The sequence below is a fragment of the Shinella sp. JR1-6 genome, from assembly GCF_004284735.1.
In the GTDB taxonomy this organism is placed as follows: Bacteria; Pseudomonadota; Alphaproteobacteria; order Rhizobiales; family Rhizobiaceae; genus Shinella.
In genome coordinates this window covers 202867-217796 of record NZ_SHMI01000006.1, presented here as the reverse complement: position 1 = coordinate 217796, position 14930 = coordinate 202867, and the positions used below count along the sequence as shown (strand labels likewise).

At 64.4% G+C, this 14930-nt stretch carries 15 protein-coding genes and 2 tRNA genes; 5 read left to right on the top strand and 12 right to left on the bottom strand.

Annotated features, from left to right (window positions below):
* Positions 1-69 precede the first annotated feature (69 nt).
* The 11 genes from EXZ48_RS13345 to EXZ48_RS13295 form a co-directional block, all read right to left on the bottom strand.
* Positions 70-663, bottom strand: coding sequence for an alpha-ketoglutarate-dependent dioxygenase AlkB (locus EXZ48_RS13345; RefSeq protein WP_130516378.1), 594 nt, complete (start codon positions 661-663; stop codon positions 70-72).
* Between the two features lie 302 nt (positions 664-965).
* Positions 966-1041 (bottom strand) — tRNA-Phe (locus EXZ48_RS13340).
* A gap of 174 nt (positions 1042-1215) precedes the next feature.
* Complete coding sequence (yacG, locus tag EXZ48_RS13335; protein WP_245462075.1) at positions 1216-1422, bottom strand: DNA gyrase inhibitor YacG; 207 nt, start codon at positions 1420-1422, stop codon at positions 1216-1218.
* Positions 1423-1426: 4 nt separating this feature from the next.
* Positions 1427-2047 (bottom strand): Maf-like protein, encoded by a 621-nt coding sequence (locus EXZ48_RS13330; RefSeq protein WP_130516373.1) that lies wholly within the window; start codon positions 2045-2047, stop codon positions 1427-1429.
* Positions 2048-2128: 81 nt separating this feature from the next.
* A complete protein-coding gene (gene infA, locus EXZ48_RS13325; protein ID WP_004435948.1) occupies positions 2129-2347 on the bottom strand; it encodes a translation initiation factor IF-1 in 219 nt (72 codons plus the stop codon).
* Between the two features lie 145 nt (positions 2348-2492).
* On the bottom strand, positions 2493-2954 hold the full coding sequence (locus tag EXZ48_RS13320) for a low molecular weight phosphatase family protein (protein ID WP_037405840.1): 462 nt from the start codon (positions 2952-2954) through the stop codon (positions 2493-2495).
* A gap of 4 nt (positions 2955-2958) precedes the next feature.
* Complete coding sequence (locus EXZ48_RS13315; protein WP_023514850.1) at positions 2959-3435, bottom strand: UPF0262 family protein; 477 nt, start codon at positions 3433-3435, stop codon at positions 2959-2961.
* Positions 3436-3438: 3 nt separating this feature from the next.
* Complete coding sequence (gene hisD / locus EXZ48_RS13310) at positions 3439-4737, bottom strand: histidinol dehydrogenase (protein ID WP_130516371.1); 1299 nt, start codon at positions 4735-4737, stop codon at positions 3439-3441.
* A gap of 46 nt (positions 4738-4783) precedes the next feature.
* Positions 4784-5221: a DUF2948 family protein gene (locus EXZ48_RS13305; protein WP_050742810.1), complete on the bottom strand. Its 438-nt coding sequence runs from the start codon at positions 5219-5221 to the stop codon at positions 4784-4786.
* Positions 5222-5381: 160 nt separating this feature from the next.
* Positions 5382-6674 carry a UDP-N-acetylglucosamine 1-carboxyvinyltransferase gene (gene murA, locus EXZ48_RS13300; RefSeq protein ID WP_023514847.1) on the bottom strand — a complete coding sequence of 431 codons (1293 nt, stop codon included), beginning with the start codon at positions 6672-6674 and terminating at the stop codon, positions 5382-5384.
* Positions 6675-6842: 168 nt separating this feature from the next.
* Positions 6843-7043 carry a hypothetical protein gene (locus EXZ48_RS13295; protein WP_023514846.1) on the bottom strand — a complete coding sequence of 67 codons (201 nt, stop codon included), beginning with the start codon at positions 7041-7043 and terminating at the stop codon, positions 6843-6845.
* A gap of 149 nt (positions 7044-7192) precedes the next feature.
* Between EXZ48_RS13295 and EXZ48_RS13290 the strand changes: the two genes are divergently transcribed.
* Positions 7193-7267: transfer RNA gene (locus tag EXZ48_RS13290), tRNA-Thr, on the top strand.
* Here EXZ48_RS13290 and EXZ48_RS13285 read toward each other — a convergent pair.
* Positions 7246-8274 carry an AraC family transcriptional regulator gene (locus EXZ48_RS13285; protein ID WP_130516370.1) on the bottom strand — a complete coding sequence of 343 codons (1029 nt, stop codon included), beginning with the start codon at positions 8272-8274 and terminating at the stop codon, positions 7246-7248. The two genes, EXZ48_RS13290 and EXZ48_RS13285, sit on opposite strands and share 22 nt — an antisense overlap.
* A 79-nt stretch (positions 8275-8353) precedes the next feature.
* On the opposite strand from EXZ48_RS13285, the gene EXZ48_RS13280 reads away from it, so the two are divergent.
* From EXZ48_RS13280 to EXZ48_RS13265, 4 genes are all read left to right on the top strand, one after another.
* The gene (locus EXZ48_RS13280; protein WP_023514845.1) at positions 8354-9544 is read left to right on the top strand and encodes an MFS transporter; all 1191 of its coding nucleotides are present in this window, start codon (positions 8354-8356) and stop codon (positions 9542-9544) included.
* Between the two features lie 128 nt (positions 9545-9672).
* Positions 9673-10830 carry a fumarylacetoacetate hydrolase family protein gene (locus tag EXZ48_RS13275; RefSeq protein WP_207900410.1) on the top strand — a complete coding sequence of 386 codons (1158 nt, stop codon included), beginning with the start codon at positions 9673-9675 and terminating at the stop codon, positions 10828-10830.
* 16 nt (positions 10831-10846) lie between these two features.
* A complete protein-coding gene (locus tag EXZ48_RS13270) occupies positions 10847-11299 on the top strand; it encodes an Lrp/AsnC family transcriptional regulator (protein ID WP_024270192.1) in 453 nt (150 codons plus the stop codon).
* A gap of 164 nt (positions 11300-11463) precedes the next feature.
* Positions 11464-14925, top strand: coding sequence for an indolepyruvate ferredoxin oxidoreductase family protein (locus tag EXZ48_RS13265; protein WP_130516368.1), 3462 nt, complete (start codon positions 11464-11466; stop codon positions 14923-14925).
* Positions 14926-14930: the final 5 nt, after the last annotated feature.

The following is a 14930-nucleotide window of genomic DNA, read 5'->3' as shown; positions in this document are numbered from 1 at the left end:
CCGTGTGGCTAAGCGGCTGGTTGGCTAAACTGACAGCATCCCTCGACCCCCAAGGAGCTGAGGGATGCTTTAAAGAGGTTTTCCAGTAGCCTGAATAACCTTTCGAAACGTCAGAGATATCCTTCTGCCGCGATTCACTTTCGTATCGTCCACGACATCTGACTTTCGGGCTGGAATTTCATGCGTCCAGTCATATTGGCTCACCCCCTTCAGCAATATGCCTGAGTGTGGATGGAGCAAAACTGCAAGTGATCTGGAACTGGATCGTTCCCGAAAATTCATCTCGCATTGGGACAAAAGGCTTATCGAAATGATCGTGTCATCGAAACACGGCGCACAATCGACGTGGGCGCTTATGCCTTGACCCGGCAAATACTCATTCGCGATCACTTGATCTGGCAAATCAACGAAATAGCCCCGCGTGACCAATCGTTCTGCAAACGTTTCAAGCCATGGAGGTAGCTTACCTAGATAAGCGTCTGCCAAAACGGCACGCGCTCTATAGTCATAGAGATAGCCAAAATGCAGCACGCGGCGCTTAAGCGCATTGCTCCATTCTCCGGCGTCGAGCTGATCTTTGATTGCCTCCTCCTCTCGGGAAAGGAATTCGGGAATGTATGTGGCACCCGGAGGCAGGGTCGCCGCATCTAAGGCGTGATCCATTTGCGGCTAATCCTCTCCTTTAACCGAAACACGTAGGTCACAAATTCGTCGCTCTCGTCGACGGCTCCAACGCCGTCGTCTTTCGTCTTTACATGCGAGTAACCGGCACAGTCCGAAAAGTGGAACGGATACGCTGCTAGCACGCCTGCGCTAAAACTGTGCGAACGCATGACCGTGGCAGGCATGCCGGGCCTTGAAGGAAAAGAGCAATTTTGCGGGGTGTGCTAGACGTGTGCTAGCGTATTTCCAGCACATGCTGGCTCAAAGAGCTTTTCAAAAATTCAATGATTTTAAGGGCTTAATGGTGCCCGGAGGCGGATTTGAACCACCGACACGCGGATTTTCAATCCGCTGCTCTACCAACTGAGCTATCCGGGCATCTGGTTGGATTTCACTTGGAAATCCGTGGGGCGCTTGGTTTCGCCCCGGAAGCGAGCGGGGTTATAGCATCTTGCAAAAATGTGTCCAGCCCTCTCGGGTGTTTTTTGCGGGAAAAATGGCTGGCTTTGCAAGTTGTGGAAAAGATTGTGTTTTCGGCGTGTGACAGGAGCGTCACATATCGTCCTCGTCGGCTTTCGCTTCGTCGTCGGCGACGGGAATGGCGTAGGAGCCGGAGAGCCAGCGGTTGAGATCGACGTCGCGGCAGCGGTTCGAGCAGAAGGGATAGTGCTCGCGCGCCGAAGGGCGCTTGCAGATCGGGCAGGGTACGGCCTTGCGCAAGGGGGCGACGATGGCCGTCGGTTTTTCGCTCTCGTTCACCACGTCAGGCGTCCGTCCAGCCGGCATGCACGTCGAAGCCTTCGCCGGATAGCAGGGCGAGGGTTTCGTACAGCGGCAGGCCGACCACGTTGGTGTAGGAGCCAGCCAGCTTGACGACGAAGCTGCCGGCAATGCCTTGGATGGCGTAGCCGCCTGCCTTGCCGCGCCATTGGCCGGAGGCGAGATAGGCCTCGATGTCGGTGGTCGAGAGCCGCTTGAAGCGGACCTTCGTGTCGATGACCTTCTGGCGCACGGTCCGGTCCGGTGTGACGAGGCACACGCCGGTGAAGACACGGTGGCTGCGGCCGGAGAGCAGGTGCAGGGCGCTGGAGGCCTCGTCGATCATCTCCGTCTTCGGCAGGATGCGCCGGCCGACGGAGACGACCGTATCGGCCGCCAGGATATAGCTGCCGGCAAAGGCGGGATCACCCTTGATGGCAGCGAGCGCCGCCTGTGCCTTGCCCGTGGAGAGCCGGCGCGCCAGCGAGCGGGGATGCTCGGAGCGCTTCGGCGTCTCATCGATGTCCATGGGCATCAGGCGTGCGGGTTCAATGCCCGCCTGCGCGAGAAGTTCGACGCGGCGCGGCGAGCCGGATGCCAGGATGAGCGTGTCGGTCTGCGCCATGGGATCTCCGGGGTGCGCCGGTTTCAGCTCTCGGGCTGCAGGCCGGGCAGAGGCGCGGCCGCACATCCCGTTGGGAGGAGCTTACTTGAAACGATAGGTGATGCGGCCCTTGGTGAGGTCATAGGGCGTCATCTCGACCAGTACCTTGTCGCCGGCGAGAACGCGGATGCGGTTCTTGCGCATGCGGCCTGCGGTGTGTGCGATGATCTCATGCTCGTTTTCGAGCTTGACGCGGAAGGTGGCGTTCGGGAGCAGTTCCGTCACGACGCCGGGAAATTCGAGGACTTCTTCTTTTGCCATCTTTGAGCGATATTCCTGTAGGGTGGATTCGGGGAGGCCGGATGCCCGCCTCGAAAAAGTTGCCGGAAACTACACAATCCCCAGTGCTTTGTGAACACCGAAGCGCCGGCTTTCTGCATTTGCCGGAAACAGGGCAGCTATGCGCCTAGCCGGGGGCCTTCAAACGCTTCTCTATCAGCATCTTCAGGAACTCGCGAACCTCGCGGTAGGAGCTGAGAATCTGCTCGCGGGTGCCGGTCGCCACTGTCGGATCGGGCGTCGGCCAGTACATGACGTCGACGGCCATGGAGCGGGTGAGCTCGAGCGCGGCGTGGTGCGCTTCCGGGGCGAGCGTCACGATGAGGTCGAAATAATCGTCCTCCAGTTCGTCGAGCGAGTGCGGCGCATGGCGGCCGAGCGAGAGGCCCACTTCGCCGAGCACGGCATCGACGAACGGATCGCGTTCGCCGGGACGCACGCCGGCCGAGGCGACATAGGTGCCAGGCAGCACGCTGCGGGCGATCGTCTCGGCCATCGGCGAGCGCACCGCATTCATGCGGCACATGAAGAGTATCGAACGGGGCGTTCGCGACCGGGCTTCCTGTGGTGCCGGGAAGACGCCCTCCATCCACTCACCCGCGCCAGTAGAGAACGCAGACGAGCGTGAAAAGCCGGCGCGCGGTATCGAAGTCGAAGCGGATCTTTCCCGAAAGCCGGTCCATCAGCGTCTGCGAGCCCTCGTTGTGGATACCGCGCCGGCCCATGTCGATCGCCTCGATCTGGCTGGGCGTTGCCGAGCGGATCGCCTGGTAGTAGCTCTCGCAGATCAGGAAATAGTCCTTCACGATGCGCCGGAAGGGCGTCAGCGAGAGGATATGGGTGGCCACGGCCTCGCCCGCTTCGGTGCGGATGGCGAAGACCAGCTTGGAATCGAGCAGCGAGATGTTGAGGCGGTAGGGGCCGCCCGCATGGCCGATCGGCTCGAACGAATTCTCCTCGATAAGGTCGAAGATGGCAACGGCACGCTCGTGCTCCACATCGGGCGTGGCGCGGCCGATCGTGTCGTCCAGCACCACGTCGCAGAGGCGGAAGCTGCCCTTTTGGCCCATGCCCTATGTCTCCAGGTTGAGCCGGATGGCGACGGAACGGGCATGCGCGCCGAGCCCCTCGGCCTCGGCAAGCGTGACGGCGGCAGGGCCGAGGGCCCGCAACTGGTCGGCGCCGAGCCGGAGGATCGAGGTCCGCTTCATGTAGTCGAGCACCGAGAGGCCGGAGGAGAAACGGGCGGACCGGGCTGTCGGCAGCACATGGTTCGAGCCGCCGACATAGTCGCCGATGACCTCGGGCGTGTGGCGGCCGACGAAGATGGCGCCGGCATTGCGGATTTTGGACATTAGCGCGTCGGGATCGGCGGTGGCGATCTCCAGGTGCTCGGCCGCGATGCGGTTGGCGAGCGGCACGGCCCTGACAAGGTCCGGCACGAGGATGATGGCGCCGAAATCCCGCCAGCTCGCGGCGGCGGTCTCGGCACGCTTCAGCGTCTTCAACTGCCGCTCGACGGCGGCCTCGACCGCGTCGGCAAGCACCACGCTGTCGGTGACGAGGATCGATTGCGCGCCGACATCGTGTTCGGCCTGGGCGAGAAGGTCGGCGGCGAGCCAGTCCGGATCGTTGTCGCCATCGGCAATGACGAGCACTTCGGAGGGACCGGCGATCATGTCGATGCCGACCGTGCCGAAGACCTGGCGCTTGGCGGCGGCGACGAAGGCATTGCCCGGTCCGGTGATTTTGGCGACAGGGGCGATCGTATGCGTGCCGTAGGCAAGGGCCGCGACAGCCTGCGCGCCGCCGATGCGATAGATCTCGTCGATGCCGGCAATGCGCGCGGCGGCGAGCACTGCCGGGTTGATCTCGCCGTCCTTCGCCGGCACGACCATGACGAGGCGCGGCACGCCGGCGACCTTGGCCGGTACGGCATTCATCAGCACGGAACTCGGATAGCTCGCGGTGCCGCCCGGCACGTAGAGGCCGACGGCGTCGATTGCCGTCCAGCGCGAGCCGAGGCCGACGCCGATGTCATCCTCGTAGATGTCGTCCTTCGGCCGCTGGCGGGCATGGTGTTTTTCGATACGCTGGGCGGCAAGCTCGAGCGCGGCGATGATCTTCGGATCGACCGCGTCATAGGCCGTCTCGATCTCCTCCAGCGAGACGCGCATGGAGGTGACGGAAAAATCGAGGCCGTCGAATTTCTTCGAATAGTCGGCCAGCGCCGCGTCGCCGCGGGCGCGCACGTCCTCGATGATCGTGCGCACGACGGCATTGACGTCTTCGGAGACCTCGCGCTTGGTGGTCAGGAAGGCAGCGAACCGGCTTTCGAAATCACTGCTCTGGTAGTCAAGTCTGATCGCCAAGTCGTCCGTCCTGTCGTCTTCCGGCCAAAGCGCCGGCAAAAATCCTTCAAACCGCCGGATGGCGGGGCTTCAAGCTGGTTTCCCATGCCCCGCCGGTATCTGCAAGCTGAACTTCGACGCATTCCACATCGAGCGCGATGGAGGCGCTGCCGGAGAGTACGAGTTCCAGCGTGCCGTCCGGGCCTTCGCCCTTCTGGGTGAAATTCACGGCGAGCAAGGAGAAGACGGCGTCCTGGTCCTTGCGGTCGATACCGAGCGAGCGCACGGCGTTGACACGCTTGAAGGCGACGACGGCGCGGCGGCGCTCGAAGGCCTTGCCGCGGCCGGCCGCCTTTTCCCAGACGAAGCGGTTGACGACGACGGAAAAGATGCCGTGGCGGGCGTCATAGGAGAGGCCGTCGGTCTTGAAGACGGCGTCCTGCAGATGGGTGGAAACGACGGAAAGGTCTTCCGTATCGAGAGCGAGCAGTTTCAGGCTGTCCATGGCGCGTCCTTCAGGGGCAATCCGGCGAAGGGGCGGGAAAGCGCCTTCGCAAGCGGCATTGCGGAAAATGCTTGGGAACGCCGCGGTTTGCAGCATCCCGGTCTTTCCCACGAGATAGGACGGCGCGCGGCAGACTGCAACGCCTGCCGCGCAAGGAAGATCAGTCGCTGACGCGTTCGACGACGGCGCCGCAACGGGTGAGCTTCTCCTCGAGCCGCTCGAAACCGCGGTCGAGGTGGTAGACGCGCGAGACCATGGTCTCGCCTTCGGCGGCAAGGCCGGCGATGACCAGCGAGACCGAGGCGCGCAGGTCCGTTGCCATGACCGGGGCGCCGCGCAGCCGCTCGACGCCTTCGATCTTGGCCGTCTGGCCGGAGAGCGAGATCTTCGCGCCGAGGCGGGCCAGCTCCTGCACATGCATGAAGCGGTTCTCGAAGATCGTCTCGGTGATGTGCGAAATGCCGCTCGACTTGGTCATCAGGCCCATGAACTGGGCCTGCAGATCGGTCGGGAAGCCCGGGAAGGGATCGGTGACCACGTCGACCGGCTTGATGCCACCGCCATTGCGCACGATGCGGATGCCGCTTTCCGTCGAGGTGATCTCGGCGCCGGACCGGCGGATCGCTTCGAGTGCGGTATCGAGCAGCGCAGCATCGGTGCCTTCGAGCGTCACGTCACCGCCCGTCATGGCGACCGCCATGGCATAGGTGCCGGTCTCGATGCGGTCGGGCAGCACGCGGTGGCGCGCGCCGGACAGCTGGGTGACGCCCTCGATGGTGATCGTCGCGGTGCCTGCACCGGATATCTTGGCGCCCATGGCGTTGAGGCACTTGGCGAGGTCCTGCACTTCCGGCTCGCGGGCGGCATTGCCGATGACCGTCGTGCCCTTGGCGAGCGTCGCCGCCATCATCAGGACGTGCGTCGCACCGACGGAGACCTTCGGGAAGGTGTAGCGCGCACCGATAAGACCGCCGTCCGGCGCCGTCGCCTCGATGTAGCCGCCGTCGATCTCGATCTTCGCGCCAAGCGCGGCAAGCGCCTCGATGAAGAGGTCGACCGGGCGCGTGCCGATGGCGCAGCCGCCTGGCAGCGAGACGCGGGCCTTGCCTTCGCGGGCAAGCAGCGGGCCGATGACCCAGAAGGAGGCGCGCATCTTCGAGACGAGCTCGTAGGGCGCCGTGGTGTCGACGATGTTGCGCGAGGTGAAGTGGATCGTGCGCGAATAGCCTTCGCCCTGGCGCTCGCGGCGGCCATTGACGGAAATGTCGGCGCCGTGGTTGCCGAGGATGCGGATGAGCTGCTCGACGTCGGCAAGGTGCGGCACGTTTTCCAGCGTCAGCGTGTCGTCGGTGAGAAGCGAGGCGATCATCAGCGGCAGCGCGGCATTCTTGGCGCCGGAAATCGGGATGGTGCCCCGAAGTTCGTTGCCGCCTACAATTCGGATACGATCCATGTGCGATTACGGGCCGGGCCCGCCTTTCTCAAAGAATTTCGGCTTTCGGAGATGGCGGCCTCTTTAGAGCATCGCGATCGAAAAATGAAGACCATGCCGGCCGCCCGCCCTTTTGCGCGCGCCGGTTGGAAAACCACCCCCGTCGTCTTCGGCTGAAGACATGCCCGACTAACCGTCCGATTCGTCTTTTTTTGCGGCAGGATTGCCTCCGGGAAGTCCGGTCGTTTCGTCCGCCGCGCCGGCCCGGCGGGCGCGCGCCTGCTGTTTTCGCCGCTGGAGATTGTCGCGCAACGTCTTGGCCAGCCGCTCCGCGCGAATCTCCGCTTCGGTCCTGATCTTCCCGCTTTTTGTCTCGTCTTTGCCGTTCATCTCCGTCCTCTTATCGAAATCCATCCCGGCAAAAAAGCACCGCCGTCACCAGATTTGTTGCAACAATCGCGAAATCGCCGCTTGCACTGCCGGATGACCTATGGCAATAGGCCCTCGCTCACGCGGAACAGACCTTCGTTTCGCCGGATGCTGCTATAGCTCAGGGGTAGAGCACTCCCTTGGTAAGGGAGAGGCCGAGAGTTCAAATCTCTCTAGCAGCACCATTCTTTCTCCTCCCCGCCGTCCCATTTTCCAAAGCGCTCGCCGCCGCCGTCTTCTTGCGCGTGTGTCCCGGTGGTTCGCCGACGACGCGTTTGAAGGCGCGGGCGAAGGCGGCCTGCGAGCCGAAGCCGAGGCGGCGGGCGGCGGTGTCGATCGAGAGCTTGTCGCGGCGGAACCATTGCTCGGCAAGGCGCATGCGCAGGGCGAGGACGTAGCGCTGCGGCGTGACGCCCGTCACCTCGACGAAGCGTTTTGCGAAGACCGAGCGGGAGCTGCCCATTTCCCCGGCCATGTCGGCAAGCGTCCAGTTCCTGCCGGGCTCGCGGTGCAACGCCGCAATGACGCGGCCGAGGCGCGGGTCGCGCAGCGCCTCGATCCAGCCCGTCGCATCGCCGCAGCCGCACTCCACCCAGCCACGCACGATGGACGCGGCGATCACGTCGGCAAGGCGCGCGAGGATGCCGGCCGAGCCCACACGCTCCTCCCCCATTTCCCGTTCCATGGCATCGAGCAGCGGCATCAGTTCGGGCTGCCGGCCGATCAGCGCGCCGACCGACATGATCGGCGGCATGAGGCCGACCAGCGGGTGCAACGTGTCGAGTTCGAACTCCATGCGGCCGGTGAAGATCAGCGTATCGTTTTCCCGGTCGGCGGTCTTGATACAGGCCTCCACCGCTGCCACATCGGCGCAGAGCGGCTTTCGCGTGTAACTTTCGTAGTCACGGATCTGGACGTGCGATCCGGTGACGATCTCGTGCACTTCGCCGCGCGGCAGAAGCACGGCATCACCGCAGGCGAGTTCGCGCCCGACCTCGCCCGGCGCGCGCAGCAGGACCTTGCCGCGGGCGACGAAATGGAAGCGGGCTTCCGGCCCCGCCGGAAAGCGGATGCCGAAGGGTGGGCTGAGCTGGAGCCGGCCGTAGCTGGCACCGCGCAGGCGCATGCCCATCAGGAGTTCGCTGACGGGATCATGCTTGTTTTTTTGAAGGCCGGACGATTGATCAAACATTGCGGATAAAATGACATTGTGCGTCTTGCGTTTCAACCCACCTTTTGCAGCACGCACTGCAACAGGAAAGGGATGTCAGATGACGGATGCAACAATCGCAGCGCCGCAAAGCGACGCGGACGCGCGGCCGGCCTGGGGGGCCGTGATATCAATGACGTTCGGCGTGTTCGGGCTGGTGGGGGCGGAGTTCCTCCCCGCAAGCCTGCTGACGCCGATGGCGGCAGATCTCCGGATTTCCGAGGGCATGGCCGGCCAGGCGGTGACGGCGACGGCGGCGGTCGCGCTGGTGACGAGCCTGCTGATCACGGTGGTGACGCGCAGGATCGACCGGCGGCTCGTGCTGCTTGGCCTTTCTGTCCTCCTGATCTTCTCGAACCTCCTGGTGGCGATGGCGTCCAATCTCGCCATGCTGCTGGCTGGGCGGGTGCTGCTCGGCATGGCGCTCGGCGGTTTCTGGACGCTTTCGGCGGCCACCATGATGCGGCTGGTGCCGGAGGCCGTCGTACCGAAGGCCTTGTCGGTCATGTTCCTCGGCGTTTCGGCAGCCACGGTCTTCGCGGCGCCCGTCGGCAGCTATGTCGGTGATATCGTCGGCTGGCGGAATGTCTTTCTGGGCGCTGCCGTACTCGGCGCGTTGGCGCTCGTCGTGCAGCTTGCGACGCTGCCTTCGCTTCCGCCGCGCGGCCATTCGCGCTTCGGCACGCTCGTCGAGGTCTTGGCACGGCCGGGCGTCGGCTTCGCAATGTTCGCGATCCTGCTCGTCTTCACCGGTCATTTTGCCTTCTTTACCTATATCAGGCCGTTCCTTGAAACGGTGACTGGTCTCGGTGTCGAGGGTTTCTCGGCTGTTCTCCTCGGCTTCGGCATCGCCACCTTCTTCGGCAACTATCTTGGCGCCGTGCTGCTGGAGCGCTCCATGCGCTTCACGTTGACGATCATGCCCGTCGTGATGGGGGTGCTCGCTCTCTCGCTCTCCACCTTCGGCGGCAGCCTTGCCGGCGATGCGGCCATGGTCGCCCTCTGGGGCCTAGCCTTCGGTGCCGTGCCGGTCGCCTGGTCGACGTGGATCACCCGCGCGGTGCCGGATGAGGCCGAGAGCGCAGGCGGCCTCTTCGTCGCCGCCATCAACTTCGCCATCGCCACCGGCGCCGCCGCAGGCGGAGCCTTGTTCGATGCAAGCGGCGTGACGAGCGTCTTCGTGGCCAGCGGTGCTGTTCTGTTGCTGGCAGCACTCACCATCGTCTCGGCTGTGCGCACCCGGCCGGCCTGACAGGACGGGATGGCGGCGGTCTCGCCCGCCATCCCCTTATTTTCGTTTGTGCACGCCTGTCTCTACCCTGTTCCCTGCCATGCTTTTCGGTCTAGAACTCCTGTCGAGGTTTTCAGGAGGAGCGGCGCGTGACGGTGACGGCAGGAGATTTTTCGCAAGGGACTTTTGTCGGGCGCATCTGGCGGCCGGATGTGCAGGGTCCGGCGATCGTGGTGCTGCAGGACGGCAGGCTGCGCGACATCACGTCTTCCGAGATTCCCACCATGCAGGCCCTGCTGGAGAAGGACGATCCGGCCGCTGTTGCGCATGCCGCGCCCGGTGAGAACCTCGGTGCGCTCGTCGCGGTGCTGGAGAACTCCATCGAGGGTGCCGGCAATTTCTCCCGGCCCCATCTGCTCGCGCCCTGCGACCTCCAGGCGGTCAAGGCCTGCGGGGTCACCTTCGCCCGCTCGATGATCGAGCGTGTGATCGAGGAGAAGGCGGCGGGCAATCCGGCGCTGGCGGAGAAGGTGCGCGGCCGTGTCATCGCCATCATCGGCGACAGCCTGCGCGACCTGAAGGCGGGCTCGGAGGCAGCGGCAAAGGTCAAGGCGGCGCTGATCGAGGAAGGCGTCTGGTCGCAATATCTCGAAGTCGGGATCGGGCCGGATGCCGAGGTCTTCACCAAGGCGCCGGTTCTGGCCGCCGTCGGCTGGGGCGCCTCGGTCGGGCTGCACCCGATCTCCAAGTGGAACAATCCGGAGCCGGAAATCGTGCTTGCTGTCGACAGCCGGGGTCGCGTCAAGGGTGCGACGCTCGGCAACGACGTGAACCTGCGTGACGTCGAAGGGCGCTCGGCGCTGCTGCTCGGCAAGGCGAAGGACAACAATGCCTCCGCCGCCATCGGCCCGTTCATCCGCCTCTTCGACGCGACCTATTCGATCGACGACGTGCGCAAGGCCGATCTCGACCTTCTGATCGAGGGCGAGGACGGGTTTGTCCTGAAGGGGCGCAGCACGATGCGCGAGATCAGCCGCGATCCTCTCGATCTCGTCGCCCAGACGATCGGCAAGCACCATCAATACCCCGACGGTTTCCTGCTGTTCATGGGCACGCTTTTCGCGCCCGTCGAGGACCGCGACACGCCCGGCCAGGGGTTTACCCATAAGACCGGCGACCGGGTGACGATCTCCAATGCCGAGCTCGGCGCCCTCACCAACACGGTGCGCCTTTCCACCGAATGCCCGCCCTGGACCTTCGGCATCACGGCGCTGATGCGCAACCTCTCTACCCGTGGGCTCCTGTGAGATGGGCGAAGGCGGCATGGACGAGACGAGCCGCAAGATCCTGCGGCTGCTCCAGAGCGAGCCGGAGCTCACGGTCGCCGAGATCGGCGAGCGCGTCGGCCTCAGCCACACGCCCTGCTGGCGGCGCATCAAGGAGATGGAACGGCAGGGCATCATCCGCGGCCGCATCGTCGCCGTCGATCCGAAGCGTGTCGGATTCGAGGTGTCGGTGTTCTGCTTCGTGCGGCTGAAGCAGCACGACGAGGCGACGCTGCTGGAATTCGAGAAGGCGGTGAAGCATATGCCCGAGGTCGTGCAGTGTTACTCCATGACCGGCGACCACGACTATGTGCTGCGTGTCCTGACGAGCAGTGTGCGCCAGTACGAAGAGATCCTGAAGAAGGCGCTTCTGCGGCTGCCCGGCGTCGGCTTCGTCAATTCCAGCTTCGCGCTCGATGAGCTGAAGAACACGCATCGCGTTCCGATCTGACGGGAAATGAGGATGGCTTTGCACCGGAGGGCATTCTTTGCGGATGCCATCCTCAAACCGTGATTCTCCACCGCGAAAATAAGGACCCGCTCCTCCCAATCCATGGGTAGGCTCCTACATATGGAGGATGGCTTTCATGGAGGAGAGCCATCGAGGAGGAAGTCATGCTCAAGCAGAGCTTTTCTCTCGAGGACAAGTATATGGCGGAGGAGGGAAGGATCTTCCTTTCCGGCACGCAGGCCCTCGTGCGCCTGCCCATCGTTCAGATGCGGCGCGACCGTGCTGCGGGGCTGAACACCGCCGCATTCATCTCGGGTTATCGTGGATCGCCGCTCGGCGGATACGACCAGCAGCTTGCAAAAGCGAAGAAGCACCTGGCGGCGCACGACATCGTGTTCCGGCCGTGCGTCAACGAAGATCTGGCGGCCACCGCCGTCTGGGGCACGCAGCAGCTCCACCTTTCCCCGGGTGCGCGCTATGATGGCGTCGCCGGTTACTGGTATGGCAAGGGGCCGGGCGTCGATCGCTGTGGCGATGTGCTGAAGCACGCCAATGCCGCCGGCACCGCGAAACATGGCGGCGTGCTCTGTTTTGCCGGCGACGACCATTCGGCAAAGTCGTCCTCCATTCCGCACCAGTCGGACCATGCCTTCATGTCGGCGCTGATCCCGGTGCTCTATCCGTCTTCGATTCATGAATTCATCGAATACGGCCTGCTCGGCACCGCCATGTCGCGCTATTCCGGCTGTTGGGTCGGCATGAAGTTCATCGCCGACACGGTCGAGACGACGGCTTCCGTCGATCTTGCGGGCGAACGCCGCCAGTTCGTCATCCCGGACAATTTCGAGTTGCCGCGGGATGGCCTCAGCCTGCGCTGGCCCGATCCGCCGCTGCCGCAGGACGAGCGCCTCCAGACCTACAAGGGGTATGCCGCCATTGCCTTTGCCCGCGCCAACCGGGTGGACGAGGTGACGCACGACGTGCCGCGCGCCCGCTTCGGTATTATCGCGTCGGGCAAGGCCTATGAGGATGTGCTCCAGGCGCTGAAGGAGCTTTCGCTCGGTCCGGCCGAGATGGCCGAGATCGGCATGCGCATCTACAAGGTCCGCATGCCCTGGCCGCTGGAGCCGGAGGGCGTGCGCGAGTTCTCGCAGGGCCTCGAGGAGGTGCTGGTCGTCGAGGAGCGCCGCGAGATCATCGAGAACCAGATCAAGCAGCAGCTCTTCAATTGGCACCACGGCGAGCGGCCGCGCATCGTCGGCAAGTTCGATCATCAGGACAAGCCGTTCCTGCCGCTGTCGGAGGCACTGTCCGTCGGCATGGTGGCGCGGGCGATCGCCGCCCGCCTCCTGCAGTTCGACTTCTACGCCGGCCTGAAGACGGTCATTTCCAATGAACTCGCCTATCTCCTGGAGCGCGAGAAGATCCGCAAGGCGCACATGGCGCCGGTCGAGCGCGTGCCCTATTTCTGCTCCGGCTGTCCGCACAACACCTCGACGAAGGTGCCGGAGGGGAGCCGGGCGACCGCCGGCATCGGTTGCCACTACATGGTGCAGTGGATGGACCGCGACACCACGACCTTCACCCATATGGGTGCCGAGGGCGTGCCGTGGTCGGGCATTGCGCCCTTCAGCGACGAGAAGCACATTTTCGTCAATCTCGGCGACGGCACCTATTATCATTCCGGCATCCTGGCGATCCGCCAGTCCGTCGCCGCCGGCGTCAACATCACCTACAAGCTGCTCTACAACGATGCGGTGGCCATGACCGGTGGCCAGCCCGTCGATGGCCCCCTCAGCCCCGAAGTGATGACACGGCAGCTGCATGACGAGGGTGTGGCGCCGATCTACCTTGTTTCCGATCATCCGGACGCCTATTCGCGGGCGATGCTTGCGCCCGGCGTCATCGTGCGGCACCGCGGCGAGATGGACCGGGTGATGCGCGATATCCGCGAGGCGCCCGGCTGCTCCGCCATCGTCTATGTGCAGACCTGCGCGGCGGAGAAGCGTCGCCGCCGCTCCCGGGGCCTGATGGAAGACCCGCCGGTTCGCCTGCTGATCAATCCCGCCGTCTGCGAAGGCTGCGGTGACTGTTCCACGCAGTCGAACTGCGTCTCCGTCGAACCGCTCGACACAGCGTTCGGCCGTAAGCGCAGGATCAACCAGTCGACCTGCAACAAGGATTACTCTTGCCTCAAGGGCTTCTGCCCGTCCTTCGTGACGGTGGAAGGCGGCCGGCTGCGCAAGGCCGCGCGCGCCAATCCCGACATGTCGGGCGTTGTCGAGCCCGACATCGTTGCGATCGGCGACCGTTCCTACAACATCGCCATTGCCGGCATCGGCGGTACCGGCATCCTGACGATCAGCGCCATCCTCGGCATGGCCGCCCATCTCGACGGCAAGTCGCCGATGATCCTCGACATGGCCGGACTTGCCCAGAAGGGCGGCGCCGTGATGAGCCACCTGCGCATCGGCCTTGCCGACGAGGACGTCTCCTCGCCGCGCATCGTCACGGGCGGTGCGGATCTCCTCCTTGCTGCCGACGACGTTGTGGCCGCCTCGAAGGATGCCGTGACGCTGTGCGACCAGCACCGCACGACCGGCGTCGTCAACACCAAGCTGACGCCGGTCGCCGATTTCGTGCGCCAGCGCGACTTCGATTTCCGCCGCCGCGATGTCGAGGGCACGGTGCGCACCGCACTGCGCGATCCCTCCCATCTTCTCGATTTCACGACGATCGCCGAGAAGGTGGCCGGCAATGCCATGGCGACGAACATCCTGATGACCGGCTTCGCCTGGCAGAAAGGCCTCATCCCGCTGACGCGCCAGTCGATCGAGCAGGCGATCGTGCTGAATGGCGTTGCCGTCGACGCCACGCTCGCCGCCTTCGGCTGGGGCCGGTTGATCGCCGCCGACCCGGCCCGCGCCGAACGCCTGCTGCATGCCGGCAAGCCGGTCGCGATGCTGGAGACCATGGCGCCGGACGAACTGGTCGCTCATCGCGTGAAACACCTGACGGCCTACCAGAACGCCGCTCTTGCCGATCGTTACAAGGCGCTGGTCGAGCGTGTGCGCGAGGCGGAACGGGCCCTCGGGCCGGACGACCGGCTTGTCCGCGCCGTCGCGCATGTCTATGCCCAGCTGCTCGCCTACAAGGACGAATACGAGGTGGCGCGACTCTTCACCGATCCCGCCTTCAAGGCCGGGTTGGCGGAGCAGTTCGAGGGCAAATACAGCATCGCCTTCAACCTCGCGCCGCCCTTCCTGAAAGGCGAGGATGCGAACGGTCGTCCGCGGAAACGCCGCTTTGGCCGCTGGATGCTGCCGGCCTTCGGCCTGCTCGCCGGCCTGAAGGGCCTGCGCGGCACCGCCTTCGACCCGTTCGGCCGCACGGCGGAGCGGCGCATGGAGCGCCAGCTCATCGCCGACTATGTGGCACTGGTCGAGCACGTGTTGCACAATCTTCGCTGCGAGAATCTCGATGCCGCCGTTGCGCTCATGTCGCTTTACGGCGAAATTCGTGGTTACGGCCCGGTGAAGGAGGCGGCGGTGAAGCGGGTGCGGGCGCGCGAGGCGGAGATGCGCCTGGTCTTCGACACGGCAGGACAAGACAGAGCGGCCGCCTGAGGCCG

Coding starts and splice junctions, on each gene's coding strand:
- EXZ48_RS13345 (WP_130516378.1), bottom strand. CDS start 663: ATGGATCACGCCTTAGATGCGGCGACCCTGCCTCCGGGTGCCACATAC.
- EXZ48_RS13330 (WP_130516373.1), bottom strand. CDS start 2,047: ATGGCGCAGACCGACACGCTCATCCTGGCATCCGGCTCGCCGCGCCGC.
- infA (WP_004435948.1), bottom strand. CDS start 2,347: ATGGCAAAAGAAGAAGTCCTCGAATTTCCCGGCGTCGTGACGGAACTG.
- EXZ48_RS13320 (WP_037405840.1), bottom strand. CDS start 2,954: ATGGAGGGCGTCTTCCCGGCACCACAGGAAGCCCGGTCGCGAACGCCC.
- EXZ48_RS13315 (WP_023514850.1), bottom strand. CDS start 3,435: ATGGGCCAAAAGGGCAGCTTCCGCCTCTGCGACGTGGTGCTGGACGAC.
- EXZ48_RS13305 (WP_050742810.1), bottom strand. CDS start 5,221: ATGGACAGCCTGAAACTGCTCGCTCTCGATACGGAAGACCTTTCCGTC.
- murA (WP_023514847.1), bottom strand. CDS start 6,674: ATGGATCGTATCCGAATTGTAGGCGGCAACGAACTTCGGGGCACCATC.
- EXZ48_RS13295 (WP_023514846.1), bottom strand. CDS start 7,043: ATGAACGGCAAAGACGAGACAAAAAGCGGGAAGATCAGGACCGAAGCG.
- EXZ48_RS13285 (WP_130516370.1), bottom strand. CDS start 8,274: ATGTTTGATCAATCGTCCGGCCTTCAAAAAAACAAGCATGATCCCGTC.
- EXZ48_RS13280 (WP_023514845.1), top strand. CDS start 8,354: ATGACGGATGCAACAATCGCAGCGCCGCAAAGCGACGCGGACGCGCGG.
- EXZ48_RS13270 (WP_024270192.1), top strand. CDS start 10,847: ATGGACGAGACGAGCCGCAAGATCCTGCGGCTGCTCCAGAGCGAGCCG.
- EXZ48_RS13265 (WP_130516368.1), top strand. CDS start 11,464: ATGCTCAAGCAGAGCTTTTCTCTCGAGGACAAGTATATGGCGGAGGAG.